This is a genomic window from Shewanella sp. SG41-3 (assembly GCF_014164545.1).
Lineage (GTDB): Bacteria > Pseudomonadota > Gammaproteobacteria > Enterobacterales > Shewanellaceae > Shewanella > Shewanella vesiculosa.
Window position 1 is genome coordinate 275,016 of the sequence record NZ_JACJFJ010000003.1, and the last position, 20,919, is coordinate 295,934.

Annotated in this window: 24 protein-coding genes; 11 read left to right on the top strand and 13 right to left on the bottom strand. The window is 41.0% G+C overall.

Annotation, left to right across the window (positions count from 1 at the left end; all coding sequences use genetic code 11):
* Positions 1–10: 10 nt before the first annotated feature.
* Positions 11–301, bottom strand: coding sequence for an ABC-type zinc uptake system zinc chaperone (locus H5164_RS07235; protein ID WP_124015125.1), 291 nt, complete (start codon positions 299–301; stop codon positions 11–13).
* A 212-nt stretch (positions 302–513) separates the two neighbouring features.
* On the opposite strand from H5164_RS07235, the gene H5164_RS20025 reads away from it, so the two are divergent.
* Complete coding sequence (locus H5164_RS20025) at positions 514–639, top strand: hypothetical protein (RefSeq protein WP_259395238.1); 126 nt, start codon at positions 514–516, stop codon at positions 637–639.
* Position 640: 1 nt separating this feature from the next.
* On the opposite strand, the gene H5164_RS07240 is transcribed toward H5164_RS20025, so the two are convergent.
* Complete coding sequence (locus tag H5164_RS07240) at positions 641–970, bottom strand: hypothetical protein (protein WP_182696753.1); 330 nt, start codon at positions 968–970, stop codon at positions 641–643.
* Between the two features lie 124 nt (positions 971–1,094).
* On the opposite strand from H5164_RS07240, the gene H5164_RS07245 reads away from it, so the two are divergent.
* Together H5164_RS07245 and H5164_RS07250 are read left to right on the top strand one after the other, a co-directional pair.
* Positions 1,095–2,735 carry a mechanosensitive ion channel family protein gene (locus H5164_RS07245; protein WP_182755394.1) on the top strand — a complete coding sequence of 547 codons (1,641 nt, stop codon included), beginning with the start codon at positions 1,095–1,097 and terminating at the stop codon, positions 2,733–2,735.
* Between the two features lie 271 nt (positions 2,736–3,006).
* The gene (locus H5164_RS07250) at positions 3,007–3,897 is read left to right on the top strand and encodes an aldo/keto reductase family oxidoreductase (protein WP_182755396.1); all 891 of its coding nucleotides are present in this window, start codon (positions 3,007–3,009) and stop codon (positions 3,895–3,897) included.
* Between the two features lie 97 nt (positions 3,898–3,994).
* Here H5164_RS07250 and H5164_RS07255 read toward each other — a convergent pair whose 3' ends face one another.
* Positions 3,995–4,828 (bottom strand): MaoC/PaaZ C-terminal domain-containing protein, encoded by an 834-nt coding sequence (locus tag H5164_RS07255; RefSeq protein ID WP_124015364.1) that lies wholly within the window; start codon positions 4,826–4,828, stop codon positions 3,995–3,997.
* Between the two features lie 296 nt (positions 4,829–5,124).
* Between H5164_RS07255 and H5164_RS07260 the strand changes: the two genes are divergently transcribed.
* Complete coding sequence (locus tag H5164_RS07260) at positions 5,125–5,898, top strand: methyltransferase domain-containing protein (protein WP_182722398.1); 774 nt, start codon at positions 5,125–5,127, stop codon at positions 5,896–5,898.
* Between the two features lie 48 nt (positions 5,899–5,946).
* Here the strand turns inward: H5164_RS07260 and H5164_RS07265 are convergent, their stop codons facing one another.
* A complete protein-coding gene (locus tag H5164_RS07265; protein WP_182755398.1) occupies positions 5,947–6,855 on the bottom strand; it encodes a TraB/GumN family protein in 909 nt (302 codons plus the stop codon).
* A 52-nt stretch (positions 6,856–6,907) separates the two neighbouring features.
* On the opposite strand from H5164_RS07265, the gene H5164_RS07270 reads away from it, so the two are divergent.
* Positions 6,908–7,216 carry a prephenate dehydrogenase gene (locus H5164_RS07270; RefSeq protein ID WP_182696758.1) on the top strand — a complete coding sequence of 103 codons (309 nt, stop codon included), beginning with the start codon at positions 6,908–6,910 and terminating at the stop codon, positions 7,214–7,216.
* Between the two features lie 228 nt (positions 7,217–7,444).
* Here the strand turns inward: H5164_RS07270 and H5164_RS07275 are convergent, their stop codons facing one another.
* Positions 7,445–7,969 carry a DUF3016 domain-containing protein gene (locus tag H5164_RS07275; protein WP_182755400.1) on the bottom strand — a complete coding sequence of 175 codons (525 nt, stop codon included), beginning with the start codon at positions 7,967–7,969 and terminating at the stop codon, positions 7,445–7,447.
* 219 nt (positions 7,970–8,188) lie between these two features.
* Positions 8,189–8,698 (bottom strand): DUF4240 domain-containing protein, encoded by a 510-nt coding sequence (locus H5164_RS07280; RefSeq protein ID WP_124015132.1) that lies wholly within the window; start codon positions 8,696–8,698, stop codon positions 8,189–8,191.
* A gap of 66 nt (positions 8,699–8,764) precedes the next feature.
* Here H5164_RS07280 and H5164_RS07285 point away from each other — a divergent pair, with 66 nt between their 5' ends.
* From H5164_RS07285 to H5164_RS07305, 5 genes are all read left to right on the top strand, one after another.
* The gene (locus H5164_RS07285; protein ID WP_235781736.1) at positions 8,765–9,163 is read left to right on the top strand and encodes a hypothetical protein; all 399 of its coding nucleotides are present in this window, start codon (positions 8,765–8,767) and stop codon (positions 9,161–9,163) included.
* A 118-nt stretch (positions 9,164–9,281) separates the two neighbouring features.
* A complete protein-coding gene (locus H5164_RS07290; RefSeq protein WP_182696760.1) occupies positions 9,282–10,079 on the top strand; it encodes a response regulator in 798 nt (265 codons plus the stop codon).
* Between the two features lie 156 nt (positions 10,080–10,235).
* Positions 10,236–10,508: an HU family DNA-binding protein gene (locus H5164_RS07295; RefSeq protein WP_101033991.1), complete on the top strand. Its 273-nt coding sequence runs from the start codon at positions 10,236–10,238 to the stop codon at positions 10,506–10,508.
* 334 nt (positions 10,509–10,842) lie between these two features.
* The gene (locus H5164_RS07300; protein ID WP_124015135.1) at positions 10,843–11,529 is read left to right on the top strand and encodes a TorF family putative porin; all 687 of its coding nucleotides are present in this window, start codon (positions 10,843–10,845) and stop codon (positions 11,527–11,529) included.
* 320 nt (positions 11,530–11,849) lie between these two features.
* Entirely contained in the window at positions 11,850–12,026 is a 177-nt protein-coding gene (locus tag H5164_RS07305) for a PA3496 family putative envelope integrity protein (RefSeq protein WP_165870035.1), read from the top strand.
* Positions 12,027–12,110: 84 nt separating this feature from the next.
* Here H5164_RS07305 and H5164_RS07310 read toward each other — a convergent pair whose 3' ends face one another.
* A complete protein-coding gene (locus H5164_RS07310; RefSeq protein ID WP_182696761.1) occupies positions 12,111–13,088 on the bottom strand; it encodes a PDC sensor domain-containing protein in 978 nt (325 codons plus the stop codon).
* Positions 13,089–13,322: 234 nt separating this feature from the next.
* Here H5164_RS07310 and H5164_RS07315 point away from each other — a divergent pair, with 234 nt between their 5' ends.
* Entirely contained in the window at positions 13,323–14,675 is a 1,353-nt protein-coding gene (locus tag H5164_RS07315) for a flavohemoglobin expression-modulating QEGLA motif protein (RefSeq protein ID WP_124015137.1), read from the top strand.
* Positions 14,676–14,809: 134 nt separating this feature from the next.
* Here the strand turns inward: H5164_RS07315 and H5164_RS07320 are convergent, their stop codons facing one another.
* The 6 genes from H5164_RS07320 to metF form a co-directional block, all read right to left on the bottom strand.
* On the bottom strand, positions 14,810–15,208 hold the full coding sequence (locus H5164_RS07320) for a hypothetical protein (protein ID WP_259395240.1): 399 nt from the start codon (positions 15,206–15,208) through the stop codon (positions 14,810–14,812).
* Between the two features lie 95 nt (positions 15,209–15,303).
* A complete protein-coding gene (locus H5164_RS07325) occupies positions 15,304–16,668 on the bottom strand; it encodes a sodium:alanine symporter family protein (RefSeq protein WP_124015138.1) in 1,365 nt (454 codons plus the stop codon).
* A 587-nt stretch (positions 16,669–17,255) separates the two neighbouring features.
* Entirely contained in the window at positions 17,256–17,510 is a 255-nt protein-coding gene (locus tag H5164_RS07330) for a cysteine-rich CWC family protein (protein ID WP_165870036.1), read from the bottom strand.
* 169 nt (positions 17,511–17,679) lie between these two features.
* Entirely contained in the window at positions 17,680–18,777 is a 1,098-nt protein-coding gene (locus H5164_RS07335; protein WP_182755402.1) for a c-type cytochrome, read from the bottom strand.
* Positions 18,778–18,787: 10 nt separating this feature from the next.
* The gene (locus tag H5164_RS07340) at positions 18,788–19,411 is read right to left on the bottom strand and encodes a c-type cytochrome (protein WP_124015141.1); all 624 of its coding nucleotides are present in this window, start codon (positions 19,409–19,411) and stop codon (positions 18,788–18,790) included.
* Positions 19,412–19,743: 332 nt separating this feature from the next.
* Positions 19,744–20,628, bottom strand: a complete 885-nt coding sequence (gene metF, locus H5164_RS07345) for a methylenetetrahydrofolate reductase (protein ID WP_124015142.1) — start codon at positions 20,626–20,628, stop codon at positions 19,744–19,746.
* Positions 20,629–20,919 lie beyond the last annotated feature (291 nt).

Here is a 20,919-nt window from a genome sequence, read left to right on the forward strand (position 1 = left end):
ATGTGTTGAATTACAGGGATTGTGGTGGCGCGCGACTGTGGTAATAGCGATGAAAAACCGATGAGAAAGGAGGTAGAGTATACTGCTGAAGTTCAAAAGTTTGCTTAGTAACGGCAAACACAAAACTGGAAAACTGCAGGGTTTTATTAAGATGAAGTTGGTGAAAACACAAGGTACAGTGATTTTTTACACCGTCATCGAGATGTCTAACTGAATGGGCTGACGCAGCAACAGACAACACAATCAAAATGGCACTAAGCCAGATTGCGATAGTTTGTTTTATTTTGATGCGGGAACTCACCAGTAAAAATCCATCAGGTTAATAAAAGTGGCCATTAGTGTAAAAGACCACCAATAAAAAGCAACACTTAGATTGTGATAAATCATGGCGACATATTGACAGTAAAATCATAAACTACCGACAAATAACTAAGTCGTTATTTTTAAGATAGTCTTAAGCTATTACCCATAACATAATGCATGAGTAAACATCATCATTACAGGACAAACACCATGGCACTATTTATTCGTGAAAACATTGGCATCATTTTAGTAATAGCCATTGTTGCTGTTGTTGTACTAGGCGGTATTTACTACGTTGAAGCCTCATTAGAAAGCCAAGTGATTGAGGTGAATTAACCTATTTTGCACCAGGTTCTGTACTAGGATCATTTTCAGGGGCTTCGATCAGCTGTAAATGGTCCATAATATGCGATAAACCAACAATGATAACCGCTAATATAATCAATGGCGTGGTGATCGACGCTACATTGTCAAAAAAATAACCGACTACAGCGGCAACTACACCACCATAAAACCCAAACATCTTAGCAATTGATAACAACTTGTTATGCCCAAGCCATGCAGCACAATGAGGGCATTGCACCTCAACCGACAAACCTTTACCACGACTGTCATTGACCTTCGCAATTGAAAAAGATTTATAGCAATGAGCACATTGCAGCGACATGATAATTTCCTCAGTTCAATAATGGCGGCAAGTGTAACAAATAACCCTAAGAATTGCTGTACTTGGCTACTATAGGCGTTTTCCACTATTATAGGCACAACTCAACGCCAAAGGACGACCTTTCATGCTACGGATTTTATTTACGATATTATTCACCTTAGTGGTGTTTATGTCGCCAACAGCTAGCGCAGAACAAGATGCAACAGCACCGATTGTCACCACCAGTCAGTTAACCGACACTCAAAATAAAATCAGCCGATTACAACAAACAATTGATCAAGATACCCGCCTACTGTTTAAGGCAAAAGGTGAATTACGTAACTTTACTGAATATAGGATCAAGAACAAGTCATCTGAATTACGCGATATAATTGCGCAGTTGATCAAAACTCCAGATGAAAACCCGCAATACCTAATCACTTTAGTTCAAAGTCAGCTGGATTTTTTAAACAGTGTAGGGAGTTATTTAGACGATCAAATTATGCTTATGCGTCTTGATATCAAGCAAGGTGATGAAAGTAAGGTTGTCTTAGCTATCTCACAACGAGAATTTGAACGAGACCACTATCTCAAGGCACAATTAACCTCGCTGCAATGGGCTAAAACCTTGAATATGGATGTCAGTATTCAACAACAGAAATTAACCGATTTTATGCTCAAACGCGCCGATCATTTCGACAGTTTAGTGCATTACACACAAGATGAATTACAAAAAGCCGTTTCAGAAGCTGAAAGCGCTGGGGCCGATATCACTGCCGAACAAAAAGCAGAGGTGATGGCACTAAAAGAACGTTTAGATCAAAGTAGCTCAAGCCTAGCTGTATCAGCGGGAATGCTCGAAACACTAGGCCAAGATGTCACGGCTTTTAAACAAACCTTGTTTAGCGTGTCAGGTGATATCACACAAGATGTATTGAACTTCAGTGTCGCGTCTAATCTGCTGCAAGGCTGGCTTAACGTCATCAAAGATCAAACCATTAATAATGGTCCTAGCTTAACCTTCAAAATTTTAGTCTTTGTATTTATTTTATTTTTAGCCAGTTTAGTGGCCAAAATTGTCACCAAAATTATCTCGAAAACAGTAAAAGCATCAAAATTACAATTTAGCCAATTACTGCAAGACTTCTTTATTTCCTTGTCCAGTAAGGTGGTATTTGCATTAGGATTATTAATTGCCTTATCACAGCTCGGGTTTGAGCTTGGGCCTTTGCTCGCTGGTTTTGGTATTGCCGGTGTGATTATTGGTTTTGCATTACAAGACACATTATCAAACTTTGCATCTGGGATGATGATCTTAATCTATCGTCCATTTGATGTCGGTGATCTAATTAATGCAGCCAATGTTACCGGTCGTGTGAGTCACATGAGCTTAGTATCAACAACCATCAAAACCCTCGATAACCAACGCTTGATTGTGCCAAACAATAAAATTTGGGGCGATACCATTAACAATATTACTGCCGAGCATCAGCGCCGCGTAGACATGATTTTTGGTATTAGTTACAGCGACAATGTTGAACATGCTGAAACCATTTTAAAAAGTATTGTTGAGCAACACCCTAAGGTGCAAGAACATCCAGAACCAATTGTAAAACTGCACACATTAGGTGAATCTTCAGTCGACTTTGTTGTCAGGCCCTGGGTTAACCCTGATGATTACTGGGAGGTTTACTGGGATATTACTCGTGCAGTGAAAATACGCTTTGATGCTGAAGGCATTAGTATTCCGTTCCCACAACGCGATGTACATATTTACCAAAAATAACCCAGTGCTTAAGCTAATCAATCTAAATCAATGGCATGCTATGTCGCCTAATGTAGTCAAACATTGTGTCAAAGTATGCTACAACAATGATTAACTGACCTCATCCATTTAGCGGATGAGGTAAATAGCTAAAAATAACACTGGCTCAGTGATTTTGTTCTGTCTTGCTAAGATTCGTTGGCTTTTGATAGCGAGTTGCTTATCAGTCAATGCCGATCTAAAAGTGCTTTAATAAGCATTTATTACCCCTAACTAAGGTTAAAATTAACTTATGACCCAATCTACTTTTAGATTTTCTGATTTTATCGCCGGATTTTGGCGTGCTGATGCTTGGAATATGTCGCCACAGCAACTGCTTGGCTTAATTGAGCATTATCTTGATCTTGGCGTCACGACCATGGACCACGCTGATATATATGGTATGTATCAGTGTGAAACCTTATTTGGTGAAGCGTTAGCCCTAAAACCACAGTTACGTCAGCAAATGCAGTTGATCAGTAAGTGTGGCATTAAACCCTTGTTTGATGGCTATGATGGTCGTTATGTTAATCATTACGACACAAGTAAAGCGCATATTATTCAAAGTGTTGAAAATTCACTTACTGAATTAAAAACTGATCACTTAGATGTGTTACTCATCCATCGCCCCGATCCATTAATGAATGCTGACGAAATGGCTGCCGCTTTCGAGCAATTGCATGCCCAAGGTAAAGTCAGCCACTTTGGTGTATCTAACTTTACCACCAGCCAATTTGATTTACTGCAATCACGCCTCAATGCTCCGTTGATCACTAACCAAGTTGAAATATCGCCTTTAGCCATGCAGAGCTTGCATGATGGTGTGCTTGATCAGTGTCAACAACACCGCATCACCCCAATGGCATGGTCTTGTTTGGGCGGTGGAGATCTCCTTTCAGCGAACACGCCCCAAGCACTGAGAATTCGCAATACCCTGCACGATATTGCTCAGCAAGTTGGCGCACAAGACATTAGCCAAGTGATTTATGCTTGGGTTCGTATGCATCCAAGTCGCCCAGCTCCTATTATCGGCAGTGGTAATCTAGAACGTATCACCAGCGCGGTAAATTCAGCTAACATTAAACTTGATCGTCAACAATGGTTTAGCATTTGGGAAGCGGCAATGGGCCACTCGGTACCTTAAGTCTGCCATAAAAAAGCTCAGGTATTAACCTGAGCTTTTTTATGTTTGCAATTGACTTACCACTGACGTTTAAGCCACCTCAGCGAGGTCTATCTGCTTATAAATAGGTAACATCACCCTGCAAATGCGGTCGACGACCTTTGACATCACGTATTTGAAAACGTTTACCATTCTCAGTACTTTCAAATGCAAATGTCACTTCAGACGGCATAAACACCGGTAATTTAAATTCAACATCAACCTGAAAAGGTCGATCACCGATATAAGTCATCAACTGAGATAATGCACGTGCTTTAGACCACATGCCATGGGCCAACACTCGCTCAAAACCAAAGCGTTTTGACAACAAAGGATGCAAATGGATCAAGTTATAATCGCCCGAAGCTTTGGCATAACGACGGCCTAAGTCATCGGTTAAACGCCATTGCTGGACATTTTCCCATGCCATCTCAGACGCTTTAGGCGGACGAGCCCGCCGCCCAGCAGACTCAATGCGATATAAGTATGTTGATAACGCTTGCCATACAAGCTCTTCACCAACCAACACTTTTGAAACTAAATCAAACTCAAGTCCAGCATCTGTAGTGCGACTCGCTGACAGTTCGCACTGCACAGTCAATATTTCATCAGTACGTACAGGACGAAATACACTAATACTATTTTTTAAGTGGATCATTCCAAGCAACGGAAATGTCACGGCTTTATGAGTAAAAATCATCGCATGCAAACGAAATGCCCACACATATAAATACGTTGGAGGTAACACCCTATCATCGTATTCAAAACCACATACAGCGGCATATTGCCGAATTTTCTCTTGCGACAGCACCACATTAGAAGCTTGCACATAAATATTCGGCAGCGGTTGTTGATCCCATCCCGGTTTACGACCAAATAGGATTTTTCGATACAAAGACAACAGCGAAGGCATCGCCTGTAATTCGATAGCGTAGTCGTGACTCACAATGTTGTACCCTAAATAGGCAGCAAAAAGTATGCGCTGCAAAGATGGTTAGTCGATCATTATACCTTAGACTCTTACTGTTGCTAAACCGCTAATTATAAAATGCGTTTAAAGTCGGTTGTCATTGCTGCTTATATTGATTAATCGATAAACTTTTATTTACCCTCTATACACAATCACTGATTTGTCTTTACCTTTTTCAGCCTACAGTGCGACAATTACGTTACTCCATATCAGCTCAATAACGTGATGTAACTTAAATCGTGCAAGATAAAAATTTCGATACTCTTAGTCAAAAGTTTGCGCAAAACATCTATGGCACCACTAAAGGTGAAATCCGTGCTGCAGTATTGTGGCGAGACTTAATCCCAGCATTAACTCGCTTGAATAAACCACGATTACGCATTTTAGATGCTGGGGGAGGATTTGGTTTTTTGAGCCAAAAACTGGCTGCGTTGGGTCATGATGTGGTGCTATGTGATATTTCTGAGCAGATGTTGGCCATAGCCCAACAACAGATTGCCGCCTCAGACACAGAATTATCAATCGAGTTAGTGCATAGCCCTATTCAAGCACTAACCGTGCAGCAGTTTGGTCTGTTTGATGTCATCTTATGCCACGCTGTAGCCGAATGGCTCACTGATGCTGAATCGACTTTGCATGGGTTGTTAAGCCTGCTAAAACCGAATGGGTTATTTTCGCTGATGTTTTTTAATAAGGAAGCCTTGCGCTTTCACAGTTTAATTTCAGGCAACTTTGACTATGTTAAGCGTGATTTTAAGGTTAAAAAGAAGGTTGGATTAACCCCCAACCATCCCCTGTATATTGCAGATGTTCGCGCTTGGTTTGCCCAATGGCAACTGTCGATGATCAGTCAGTCTGGGGTTAGGGTGATTAATGATTACTTAAAAAATAATCTCCCGCCCAACTTCGATAAACATCAGCTTATTGAAATGGAATTGGCTTATTCACAACGTGAGCCATATTTATCTTTAGGTCGATATGTTCATTTTCTTGGTCAATCAAAGCCAATATAAGCATAAAGTTATACTATTATTGGCCCTTATGGACGCACAACATTCTCCTTAACACTGCAAAAAGGTACAAGGGGTGACCGTTGCACCTTGCTGTTTAAGTAAGTCAGGAATGGCTTGCTGACCAACAATATGGCCTGCTCCAACCACAATAAACAGCTGTTTATAATTACGCTGTTGTAGCAACTGGATAATTTTTTGCGTCATGGTGTGATTGCGTTGCCACAGTAATTTTTCAAGCAATTCATCGGCATCGCCCGCTTGCGATTCCATAATGGTTGCCAATGCACTGGCATCGCCTTGGCGCCAAGCATAAATTAAATCAAGCATTTCGGCATCACTGACGTTGATCGAATCATCCAGCATTTGCATTTGGGTCGCGGTTGAAAATGATGAAATTAATTCAAATTGAAACTGCATACTTTCAAGTTCAACTAGGGCTTTGTCACTGCGATTGGCCATAAAATAAGCATCGACGCCTTGGTCTGCGCTATAACCCAATTGCGCATAACGGCCCATACTAATTTGTGCTGACTGTAACCAGGGAGCATATGGTGCTAATGCCTGACACAAACTTTGATGACTTTGGCAATAAACTTGGCGTGTCACATTAACGTCTGCGGCAATATCGGCAGACAACGCACCGTACTGCTGTAATAGCGCTCCCGTGTCACCTTGGCTAATATCGGCCTCAACCACGAGTGCATCTGCTTGTTTAAATGCCGACTCAATATGTTGTCCTAATGGGTAAAAATCTTGGCGACCGATATGAATTGAACCCAGTAAATACGCTTGCTGTTGCTGATACTCAATTTTATAAAATACTGGCGAATCCAATGCCGTTGCCGATGTAGAGCCAAAACACAGTAGAAATACCACTAAACTAAAGCTATATCGCTGTAAACGACGATAAATCATCCCTATATTAAAAATAAGCGGACTTTTCCTTGTTGCCAGCATAGCGGCTCCTTATAATTAGCTTTATTATTTACAAATGCACTATGAGGCAATTATGCCGTACACCAATGTTTTTCTACAGATAAAAGAAAACCTGCAAATAGCCTATAGACAAGCGATTGACTCTGATGCTCGCCTTGACGAATTGCGTAAAGCAGGACATGGTAAGTTTGTGGCTATCTTTACTGAAGATCAAGGATTTACGGAAAGTAGCAACCGTTTCTTGCCCTATGTACAAGAATTGGTAGCTGAGTTTGATGCGATGCAGAGTAGTACTCATGTCGCACCTGAAACTCTCGAAGCCTTTGTCAAAAAACTTGCGACTTTACTGCAAACGCTGCAAGTATTTAAACTGTCTAAATAATCTTTATGCTCCTGCGGAATCTTCATGCAGGAGCAACCTTAGTTGATATGACCTTTACATGTTGCGGCGACATGCATTGATAAAACCCAATGGCGACAATCAAGCGTAACCCGCGTCACTGGCACATTTGGTTATCAACAACGATTCATCAAGTCACTACAGATAAAACAGACAACCCCTGCGCTAAATCAACCTTATCGATATAATCCTAAGTACTGTCGCCAAGGGCTATAGTTTAGGTGCGACACTCTTTTGTAACCAATCGGTAAATAAAGTTGTTTCGTACTGAAATGGTCGGTCATTAAAGCGATGTGAGTTAGACATAAAACTCATATCTGTGATTTTTTCATCACCAACAATAATCACCTTGTCACCTTCTTTAATCGTGTAACTAAAGGTGGCTCTGGGTGGGTATAAATCTTTTACAACACGTAAATCACCCGGCGTGGCACCAAATGTTGGTCGCATGTCTCCCGCTAGATCAAAGTTAGTCACTGTCATTTGCAGTGTCTGTCCTGGCTTGAGGTTTTTTTCGGCTTCTTTATTGATGTTCTTGGTTAAAGTGTCAAATAAACGGTTTTCAAATCGTGACTGAAGCTCGTTAGAAGTTCTGATATCACTGAAATCTTTTGGATTTTGCCATTCAATTTTTACCAGCCCAACTTCAGTAACAGGATTAGGTAGTGGCGCATCTTCAGCCATAACAATCTGGGATACTAATACCGAAGCTAGCATTATATATTTTACATTCATAATAGACCTCCTGGGACTTAGGCGCTTGTGATAACACAGGTTTCAACGGCTGCTTCAGATAACGCTATTCAGCTTCTGTTAAAGCAACTTTGACCATATTTGCACGCCGATACTTATCATCAAATCAAATGTTAGCCATTAAGCTATCATCACTATAAATTGACTATAGTCCTCATAAGCTGAACCAAAGCTTAACAACGCCTAAGATCAAGCGGTCCACTAAAATGGAAAACGCGCACTCAATAAAGGATAGGTTTGACGCATAATTTTTGGCTTAGTGCTAAATTTTTTCCCTTCTGGAGTACTGTGTCCTGAGGGTAAGAATGGCAGCTCTAAGCCAGTGCGGTCTTCGTAGACTTGTCCTGCAATCAAATCATAATCTTCAACAAACGGGTAAGCATAATCGTCCACTAACGGCCAATGTTCTAATTCCCCTAAGCTATCTGGATTGGCGATAATCTTGTTGTACCATTGCTGACCTAACGACAATAAAAAACACCTAAACTCAGTAAAAGCATCATCAGAATCGCAACCTGTCACTATGTATGCTGCTCCCCAAATCGACCAGGAATAACTGCGACGTAATTGTTGGCCTAATATTTTATCGAATGCCTTGAGTGCTTCATCGTCCAAGCTTTCTAATTGCTGGCGTAAACTCAGGGTGAGATCTGCAGAAGACTGCTCAGGTTTATCGCGGGTCACTAGCGCCCAAAAATGTGTTTCTGTCATCAAAATATACCCATCTCTCTGTTTTGTGCGATATTCTACCTCAAATTCTCCAGTACTATGATCAATATGAACCAAAATTCAGCCCAACGAATGCCCGTTAGAGTGATGATCCTTATCTCACTGTATGTTGTACTCACTCTTGTTGCTATTTGGCGCGCGATCACCTTTGAAGCCTTTGACTTATTAACTCTGGGAGTGATACCGGTTTTTATTGGTTTACTAATACGTGCGCCATGGACAAAAGTACTGCTACTCAGCTATGTCGCCTTACAAAGCCTAGGGTTAGTTGCAATGACAACAACGGCGTTGATTGCCTATCAAATCACCCCTGAAGACGTCAAACTGGTATTTCGAGGCTATAATATTCCATTAATTCCGCTATGGTTATTACTGTTAAGTGTGGTGGTGTTTCAATGGTGGGTTGGTCTGTCGAACGCGACCAGAGACTATCTTGCTCAAAAATAAACACCAAGTGCTATAGGCCTAGCTTAACTATCATCTCTAGCATTTTTTTAGTGTACAATTTACTCACACATGCAACATTAAAATAATACTAATAATAAATATCTGTGGAACATGAATTATGACTAGCTTATCTCCAAGTGAATTATCCATCCTATTACTTGAGCCTTCCGAGACTCAACGTAAGATCATTATTACTCGCCTTCAGCAAGAAGGTGTCAGCAGCATCCAAACTGCCGCAACCATTGCTGAAGCGAAAGAGATAATCCATCGCCATAAACCAGACTTAATTGCCAGCGCACTGCATTTTATCGATGGCGAAGCCACTGAGCTATTGCAGTACATCAAAATGACTCCAGCATTGAGTGATATTCAATTTATGCTGGTTTCCAGTGAGTGTCGTCGTGAGCAGCTAGAAATTTTTAGACAATCAGGCGTGGTGGCTATTTTACCAAAACCATTTAATGCCGAACACTTAGCTACGGCACTTAACTCAACCATTGATTTACTCAGCAATGACGAGCTCGATTTAACCCACTTTGATGTTCACAGCATTAGAGTATTGGTGGTTGATGATAGCCGAATGGCACGAAATGTTATTAAACGCACCATAGGCAATTTAGGCATACAGCTAATTACTGAGGCTGTTGATGGTGAACAAGCGATTAGCCTGATGAAAGACAATATGTATGATTTAGTGATCACTGATTACAATATGCCCTCGGTAGACGGACTTGCACTGACTCAGTACATCCGTAACCACAGTCAACAATCTCATATTCCAATCCTAATGGTATCGTCAGAAGCCAACGACACTCATCTGAGTAATGTATTTAGTGCTGGCGTCAATGCGCTTTGTGACAAGCCTTTCGAGCCGCAGTTAGTTAAGAAAATTCTTTATCAGCTCTTAGAAGAGTAACAACAAGGCAAATAAAGACATTATTTGTGCTAATTTTGCTTTAAAACCATTACAGATACTGAATTTATGGGATAAAGTGCTTTTAAACCAGCATCGCTTGTGGCATGTTAATCATGTTTTAAAAAAACACTTCTATGGAAAGCAGAGAATATCAATATGAACAAAAGTGAATTAATTGCAAAAATCGCTGAAAATGCGGAACTAACAAAAGCTGAAGCTGGCCGCGCTCTAAAGTCTTTCGAACAAGCGGTAACTGAAGCCATGAAAAATGGTGATAAAATTTCTATTGTTGGCTTTGGTTCTTTTGAAACCACTCAACGTGCCGCGCGTACTGGTCGTAATCCACAAACTGGCAAAGAAATTCAAATCGCAGCAGCTACAGTGCCTAAGTTTAAAGCTGGAAAAACACTAAAAGATAGCGTTAATTAATTATTCGTTTACTCTTTTTTTGCTAGAAACCTCCTTTATGGAGGTTTTTTATTGCCTGCTTTTTATATTTATCCTCTGCAAACAATATTATCTCTTAATTCAACATCAACGAATATTAGGATGCTGAGCACTGTTGCACAAAAAAGGGGCGAGCTTGCATCATTAAGTTGCAACAAATATGCAACAAAATGATCCATAAATACATAAGCAACTGACTTTAATAGGAAAATAGAGTTGGCATGCGATTCGCTAATTAATCTTCAGACAAACCAACATTGAGTTCATTTAGTTACACATAAATGCCTCATTGATAATAAAACGTTAAGGGATGAAGATGAAAAAATCACTATATCAAGCAATTGCATTATCAACAGGCTTATTACTGAGTGGCTCTGCCCTTGCTGAAGTTACGGGTAATATTGGCGCAACATCAAACTATTTATGGCGTGGCACTACACAAACTAATGATGCGGCTGCGGTTCAAGGTGGCATTGATTATGCTCATGACTCTGGTTTTTATGCTGGCACTTGGGTATCTAATGTCGATTTTGGTGATGAAACCAGTTACGAGTTAGATTTGTACGGCGGTTATGGTGGTAACTTTACTGAAGACTTAACTTACGACATTAGCTACCTTTATTATGCTTACCCAGATGCTGGTGGCAGTATTGATTTTGGTGAAGTCGCGCTCACTCTTGGATGGAAATGGCTAGATGTTGGCTATTCTAAAGTAATTAATGCTGACTCAGGTGTTTCTGGTGCCAGTGACGAAACAGATTGGAGCTATATCCAGGCCAATGCCAGCTTCCCGTTAACAGAAAAGCTCAGCGTCGCATTCCACTATGGTTATTCACAAGGCGATGTAGTTGAAGATTTATTCGGTGACACTTATGCAGACTACAACGTCACATTAAGTGCTGAAACAGACATAGGTACCGTATCATTCATGGCGGCTGATACTGACTTACCAGACAATGATGCAAAAGTTGTTTTAGGCTACTCTTACGGGTTTACACTATAACGAGTAACACCATTACTGGCTCGCTTTATGAGTATATCAACGCCACCTCATTATCAGGTGGCGTTTTTCTATCTGTAGCAGATAGAAGCAGTATTCTCTGGCGACATCATGGCATAGATAATACTTGTTTAAGCACGCACTCTTCGCACTTGGCTTTATGTTTTACTAGCAAGAAATACATTTACTGCTAAGCTCAAAACGAAGGGTAAAAATAGCTGTCCAATTAAGGAAAAATATTTTACTTCCCTATTAACGTTTTTTTAGTTAGAAAATGCTCATTGAATTAATACCACGCTTTTATTTTACATGAGGGTTTTGTGATGGCTAATATTAGTGAAATAGTGCCTGATGACACAGAAATAGATGCGATGACGACGCCTAGAAACGTTAAGTCTGCCGAAAGTTTACAGCATAAACGCCAAGTGAAACGAAGATTAGAGGATTTTCTCGAACAAGCCCAATTACGCAAAGCAATTGGTGACGATGACTTTTTCTAAAAAATAGGGATAAACGCTTATATCGTTTATCCCTGTCTGTATTATCATCTTTATCTCAGCGGATGTTAGGCGCTGATCAATATGCTATACGCTTTTAATTTGTTCGCGCCGCATATGCTTACCCGCTTGGGTTTGGGTGAGCAGCAGCTCGGCTTTGGCCCCTAGATAGACATAGATTCCCAGCCCTACCAACAAGCCCACTACGGCTAACATCATTAAAATTGCTGGCTCAATATATTGCTTTTCCCCTAGCGACGCTTTAAACATAGTCAACAAGGCTTCTATTGAAATCGCAATCAAAATGGTCGAAATAAACCGCGTAATCGTTCGTCGAGTTGAACTGTGACGAAAAATATCTTTATGCATCAATACTTCTTCTTCCAAAATAGTTTTACCCAAATCAAAAATGGCTAATGCCAAGGTAAGAAAAATAATAATGCCGAAGGGTTGCAATGGATCATGGGTAGCAGAAATTTGGCTAAAAAGGGTATAAATGTCACGAACTACAGTCCACATTAGCACGCTCACTAACACAAAAAGGCCCAGTACAATTGCAGCATAAATACTTTTAAAAAAAGGCGACATTTTGCGTCTAGCACTGTCGCCCATCATAAACTCAATTAAGCGCGTTAAGTTGACATCAATAACCACAATTACCACTTGCCCAGACGCAGATTTAATCATTTGTGATGCTGACAAACACAAGCCACCACCAGAATTAGACAAATAAGGTCGAGTAATATGCACAGTATCAACCGCAGTCAATTGGGTAAAGTAAGGCCGCTGACTTCGATCTGCACGGTCACCGCAATTCATTAATTTAACCTGCTGGTTAATGACGCTGATATTGGGGCAAATCTGTATGCCCTGAGCATTCAATAAATAAATCAGTTCCACGAAGGGATAGCTTATCGCCATATCTTCAAAAATTTTAGCCGATATAGGTTGCTCGAATAAATTAATATCGCCTACACCAATCAAAATAGACTCTAGTAGCTCGTGCACTAAATGCTCATATTCATGATAACGCTCAATCACACTTAAATAGCTCATCGCTGCCATAAATTTTCCTTTTAATTATTACTACTTTAGGTAAAGCAGTTTTAATGCCAAGAAAATAATTGAATATTTTTAGTAACTTAAAAAAACCACCCTTAAAACATTGCTATACGCCATGATAAATTGCACTAAAATAGTGCTGACTAGATGGTTATTTTTTCATTGCAGTTTTATGATCAACATCTGCTAATATGGCCGCTAGCACTGCTAACAACTTCTCTAGATTAGGAAAAGACAATGTCTGACTCTTTATTGCGTTATCAACAAGATATTCGTCGTTTTTCTGATGAATTAATTCGCATCCAAGCGCCAATTAAAATTTTAGACTCAATAAAATGGCCAAGACAAATTGAAGATGATTTTTTAGCGCAAAAAAGTAAACAATTACCCAACGTTAGTAATGACTTTTATCAGTCAATTCCGCTATCGTTTAACGCAGATCAAACTCAAACAGACCTGCAAGGTTTAAAAACTGCCGTTGAGCGTGGTTTAGGTAAACGCGATAAATTAGGTAAAATTTTACTGGCCAATATTGATCAATATCGCATAGTAATAGACATGCTGCATAATCGTGGCAAGCCGATGTTTGGTAAACTGAGCCAAGAGCTTTACGGCAGTGCCAGCCACAAATTACATGGCGATCGCCATACATTACGCCAACTGGGCGATCGCTTAAGCCATATATTTTCTTTGCCAGCGGCGCGCCACATGAATAGCCGCCATCCTAAGATTGTAACGGCACCAGAAGCGGTAAATGTCCTCAGCGAACGCTTAGTGAAGTATTTTCATAATGATGAAATTCACGTTAAATTGAGTGATGGTATTGTGTCCGATGCCGCCGTCGGTGGCGATACGGTTAAGCTCAATACTCGCGCCATGTTCAGCGAATCAGATCTGAATATCTATGAAGTTCATGAAGGCTGGGTTCATGTGGGCACCACACTCAATGGCCGAGCTCAACCTCATGCCACTTGGCTCAGCGTTGGATCACCACGCGTTACCGCTTCGCAAGAAGGCTTAGCTGTGCTCATGGAAATGCTCACCTTAAGCTCAAATCCGGGCCGCGCTCGACGTATTAGCGATCGAGTATCTGCGGTAGACATGGCAGAGAAAGGGGCTGATTTTATTGAAGTGTACCGCTATTTCAGGGACCTTAATTTAAGCTCAAAAGACAGCTATCGGGTAACTCAACGGGTATTTCGTGGTGGCATGGTAGGCGGCGGTAGCTTTTTTACTAAAGACATCTCTTACGTGCGCGGTTATGTAGAAAATATTAACTTTATTCGTAGTGCCATCAGCACTGGGCTACCTGAGTTAATCCCTATGCTATTTTTAGGCAAATTAGCCATTGAGGATATTCCGGTACTGTACCAAGCTTATCAAGAAGGTATTATTGCCCACCCTAAGTATTTACCTCCGATGTTTGAAGATATTAGCGGGCTTTATGCTTGGTTTGGTTTTGCCTCAGGAATAGGCAATATCGACCTCAAAGGGGTGCAACGCCATTTTGCTCGCCAATTCAAAAATGTTGTTCCAAGTTCTGCCGTCGACTTATTTGAAGACTCAGAGTTTGATAACAATTTCGAATAAACCACAGTGATAATGTAATAGGTTAAGTGCGCGATAGTCACACTTAACCTATTAAAAATAAAAATAAACTTCTTTTAAATGATGCAGGTAACGCTCACTATATTGCACTAATAGACACTAAGTAACGAATCTATCTAAATGCCTCGGTCGATGACATACGCCTCACCATTACACTCTAAATACACAGCACACGATGGGTAATTAACTTTGCCGCATTGCTTCATAACAATGGCATTTCCACCACGTTGTTTCACTTGTAATTTGAGCGATTTAGTCATTGAAGACAAGCTAGGGAGATCATCTAACTTATCAGGATCCGATGAGACTTCACAATATGAAGTGGTCACATCGCCTAGAAACTTTGCTTTGAACCGGGATATTTCTCCAGAGGTATAAGTATCAATCTCTGCTATCTTGGCATTGCCAAGCGCAATGGTACCCGCATTTGTTCGCAGCGACAGATTAGAACACCCGGACAAGAGCATCACCATCAATAACGCTGCGCTTGATACAGCAAAAGTAAGATGTTTCATAAAAATCCTTTTAAGGAAGCATGTTCATCTATTTACCAATGAACATGCTTAACCACAATTGCGAAATATTAACGTGAGTCGTTAACTAGACGAGTTTAAGCGTTAGCTTTCAAAGCTCGTTGCTTAATAAAATACTCACGAGTTAAGCCAAACACCACAGGACTTAACAACACCAACGCAATTAAGTTTGGAATCGCCATCATCGCATTTAATGTATCAGCTAATAACCAAATAAACTCTAACGAACTGACTGCACCTATCGGTACAACTAAGGTCCAAATTAGACGAAATGGTTTGACGGCTTTATCACCTAAAAGGTATTGGACACATTTTTCACTGTAAAAACTCCAACCTAAAATGGTGGTAAAGGCAAATATAGCCAATGCAATTGCCACAATATAATTTCCCATAGGCAATGCATTTGAAAATGCCAATGAGGTTAACGCCGCGCCGTTTTCACCTGATGTCCACGCACCAGAAACCACAATAGCCAAACCGGTAATTGAACACACAATAAGGGTGTCAATAAACGTGCCTAACATAGCGACTAAACCTTGTTTTACAGGATTATTAGTTTGTGCTGCGGCATGAGCAATCGGGGCACTACCTAAACCAGCTTCATTGGAAAATACGCCTCGCGCTACACCAAATCGAATTGCAGCCCATACCGCTGCGCCTGCAAAACCACCTTGGGCTGCGACCGGGTTAAAAGCACTTTCAATAATTAACAGAAAAGCCGCGGGTACTTGCGCTGCATTAACAATCAATACCGCTAAACCCGCAGTAATATAAAACACTGTCATTAATGGCACTAGCTTACCAGCTACTTCTGCAATACGCTTAATACCGCCCATCAGTACCGCACCAACCAGCACCATTAACACAACGCCGGTCACCCAACTAGGCACGCCAAAATTACTGCTCATCGCATCCGCAACCGAGTTAGCTTGTACGGTATTACCAATACCAAAACCAGCAATAGAGCCAAAAATAGCAAATGCAGTACCTAACCAAGCCCACTTACTGCCTAAACCGTTTTTGATGTAATACATAGGGCCACCAACATGGTTGCCATTAGCATCTGTTTCACGAAACCTCACCGCCAAAACAGCTTCCGAAAACTTAGTCGCCATACCCACGAGCGCCGTACACCACATCCAAAATAGCGCACCCGGACCACCAATAAAAATCGCCGTTGCCACACCCGCAATGTTACCGGTACCAATAGTGGCTGATAATGAGGTCATTAATGCATTAAACGGGCTGACATCACCCTTTTCGCTATCATCTGTAACCTGACGACCCGCCCATAACAATCTAAAGCCTCGATTTAGCTTTAAAATAGGCATGAATTTTAAGCCAATCGACAGAAATAGCCCGACACCTAAAATCATAATTAGCATGGGAACACCCCATACTATACCGTTAACCATATTGACAAATTGTGTGACTGCTTCCATGTAAAAACCTCATAATGAGTAATGATTTATGTCTAAAGTTATAATTATTATTAACTAACCTCACCTCGCGGATAATAGACAGGATAAAACGTTTAAACGGGAGTCATACCAAATCTACAAAATCAAACCTACACTGTGCTTTACTCACCAGGCTGTTTGAAAACCGTTTATTATCCAAAACTGAGGTTAATTATCTTCTGATTCCCCCTCAACAGCCCAACTCCGTTGAAAAACAATCATTTTAGATTACCTCGATTTCGTTAATCATAGCAACCATGTATATGTGACTAGCGCCAACTTCAATAATACCGTCCTAAAGTCATCAGAAGATCCCCCTATTAATATAAATCGCGCATTGTTCTGCCATGACACAAATATGCATTCAGAGACGGTTATAGATAAGTACCAATATTGGTTTATAGGTCGATAAATAAAATATTAACTTACTTGGGAAGGACAAGAGCGAGGACATCAAAGCAGCTATTGATTGGCGTTAAGTGTTTATATGCCAAGTTAAGCCGCTTCGAAGCGGTAACACAAACCATCACTCAAATAGCATTGAGATTTCGCTAATGAGTAATCTAAGGTTAGGGTGAATAAATTTCAACGGCATCAATATCAGATTGTTGCACTAATTTAGCCATACAAGACTGACAAACACATTGATTATTGGGTAAATCAACCCCAGAAGATGTTGCGTTAAACTGCGCAATAACTGAGGGCATATCCACTGTTTGCTTAGCGCACCAACATGCATCTATGGCTAATCCTTGCTCCATGGCACAAGCATTATCTTGTTGGCACAGTGGGCACAATTGTGCAGCAAAGGTGAATAATGTCATTGCCCAACCTATGAGGTAATAATAAATAAAAGCTAAGATCAACATACTGCCATTTCTGATCGCTATGCTCAATAAGCTCTGTCTAAGTAATGTGTACACTTACAAAAAAGCCCATTAAGCGTTCACTCAATGGGCATCATTCATAGGTTTATCTTAATTCAGATAGATATCAAGGCTTAACTGTATTTTTAAGCGGAAAAACCGGATACGAATCAGTCCCTAAAATAGGCTTACCGGCAACCGATTGGCCATAATAGCCCTGGTGCTGATGGTATGTGGCTTGAGTCTTACTCACATCACCATCAAAACGAGGATCTTGTGGGCGATCAAACGAATTAACATAAGCGGCAACATCCCAAGCTTGCTGAACGGTAAGCTGGACACTTTTACCTAACGGCATATTTTCATAAATAAAATCAGCAGCCGTATTTACGCGATGCATTCCAGCGCCCCAGTTGAAGCTTTGAGGTCCCCATAATGGCGGCAAGGCAGCAACCCCAGCGATTATTTGTCCTTGACCATCTTCGCCATGACAAGTTTGGCAATGAGCTTGATAAACAATCATACCGCGCTCCGGCGCATAGGCTAATTCTGGATCTGGCGCTTTAGGAAAGCCCCGTCCAGGTAACTGACTTAGCGCTTTGGTATCTAAATTTTTGGCAATGGCCTCTGGCATCGGGAAATCATCCCGCATTGCACCTTTCACTAATTCAGCATCAGATAACTCAGGCACAGGGCCGCTAACGTTATATTGTGCCATTAATCCACTCATGCCTAACCAGTATGAATAAGCAGATATTGCCACTAACTCAGGAGAACCAGACTCGGGCGCTTTACCGTTCATTGAATAAGTAAAACAACCTTGAACACGCTCTTGAAAGCTGTTCACTTTATCATTTTTCTTACGATAGGCCGGATAGGCAAAATATGCCCCCCATAAAGGCGACGAATTAGCTTGTTGCCCTGCATTCATATGACAATTAGCACAACTGAGTTGATTACCAACGTACTTATCTCTAAGCGTTTGAGTATTCACGAACAATTGATAACCTAGGCGAACTTTGTCACCAAAAACTCCCGCAGGAATATCGGTTAATGACGCAGGTTGTAGATAGTTCTCACCCACTTTTTTAGGTACTGCAGGCAATGCCGCTTGGCGATCAGGTAGTGCTGCTGAAGCTGTAACAGGGACTTCAGTTAACATTTCATTGGCCTGTAAAGGCAAGCTAAACAGGACACCAATGCTCAATAGCGATAATAATTTCATAGCCATGTCCTTATTTTATATTGGCAAAATACTGCGATAATCCATCGATTTCGGCAGCTGTTAATTTCCGCGCAATATTACCCATCATATTGTCAACATCACCGGTTCGAGTGCCGTCTTGCCAAGCTAATAGTTGGGTCTTGATGTAACTGGCTTGCTGGCCTGCTAAGCGAGGGAAATTGCCTCCACCAATGGCCGATGGCCCATGACAACTGGTACACGCCGGAATAGTTCGCGACCAATCGCCTTGAAAGGCTAATCTTTCAGAGGGATCACTAATGGCAACCTTGTCACCGCGAAATTGCAGCGAAATATCTGCAACTGGCTGTTGGCTAAAATATTGTGCCACTAGGCCAATATTATCACCTTGTACCGTGGCAGCCATTGCTAGCATGGTGGGGTTTTGACGTTTACCGGCATGAAACAACTTGAGTTGATTGGTAATGTATTCAGCCGATAAACCAGCTAAACGAGGGCCAATGATATCAATTCCTTGACCTTGAGCACCATGACAAGAAGTACATAACTGAGCGGCGGGTGGAATGGCTTGTTGAGGTTCTGCAGCATTTGCTTGCACAATATTAACTATGGTTAAGCCAGCCAATACACTGAGTACATAAAAGGATGTTTTCATCATCACACCTTTTTAGTTATTAATTGTTGTTAATATACCATAGGCTATAAATATGAAAAAAAGAATACGGCAAACGTCGAATACTCACACAAAAGGCCATAAATATTAAACAAAAACCCCGCTAATGAAATCATTAACGGGGGTTAGAGACTATGACCACTGCGTCTGTTGGTATCGACTCAGCAGCCATTCTAATTTAACTTTTTTGAATAGGACGGCCTATTCAACGCTAAGCCATTTACGCTTAGTTCAAGGCAAAAGGCGCAATTTAATGGTTTAAATGAATGAGCATTTTTGCAACGATAAAATAGGCGTAGAGTCGTTACGCCTGTTTACTTTGGACGCACACCTAACGTATGGCAAATAGCATAAGTTAATTCGGCACGGTTAAGAGTATAAAAATGAAAATCTTTAACCCCTTCACGAGACAATACTTTTACCATATCAATCGCAACGTTGGCTCCAACTAACTGACGAGTTGCAGGGTCGTCATCTAAACCTTCAAATTGGCGATGTAACCAATGTGGAATCGCCACGTTAGTCATTCCAGCAAAACGTTTAGTTTGCTTAAAGTTAGTCACCGGCAAAATGCCTGGGATAATTTCAACATCTATGCCAGCGGTGACACAGCGATCACGAAAACGTAAATAGGATTCAACATCAAAGAAAAACTGAGTGATGGCACGGTTGGCGCCCGCATCAATTTTTTTCTTCAAGTTAATTAAATCAGCCTGAGCGTTACGCGCATCTGGATGAACCTCAGGATACGCCGCAACCGAAATATCAAAATCTGCCACTGAACGTAATAAACGTACTAAATCATTAGCAAAGCGAGTTGGTTTTGGGCTGCCTTCAGGTAAATCACCACGTAAGGCGACAATGTCTCTAATACCTGAATTCCAATAATGCTTTGCCAGTTCAACTAACTCTTCATCACTAGCATCAACCAAGGTTAAATGCGGTGCCGCTAGAAGATTCGTCTCTTTCTGAATACGTTCAATCACGCTATGAGTACGATCACGTACGCCGGAATTGGCACCATAAGTCACAGAGACAAATTTAGGGTTTAACGGCTCTAAACGACGAACTGAATTCCACAGGATCTCTTCCATCTCTGGCGTTGATGGCGGGAAGAATTCAAAAGAAACATTAATATCATTCAGCTCAGACAAGCTCTGATTTAACGACTGGGCATGTTGCGCATGATGAAAAGCCATAATGTATTCCTTCAACTTCTGTAAAACTTAGGAGCCAATACCAATTAACTAACTTTTAATTTAGCCGTTTGGACGTCTATATGTCCATATACTAGTTTAACTGCATCCTAAGTCAAGCTAAAATACCATCAATTAACCAATTTAAGTCTACAGCTCAATCGCAAGCAATAACGCGAGCAATAACGAAACCAGCCAAATCCTTTGAGTCACGATAAAAATGACTACAGACCGACTATAAGTGTTCACTGTATTCCTTTTAGTGCATAACAGCTCAAATCAGTTACGCAGACA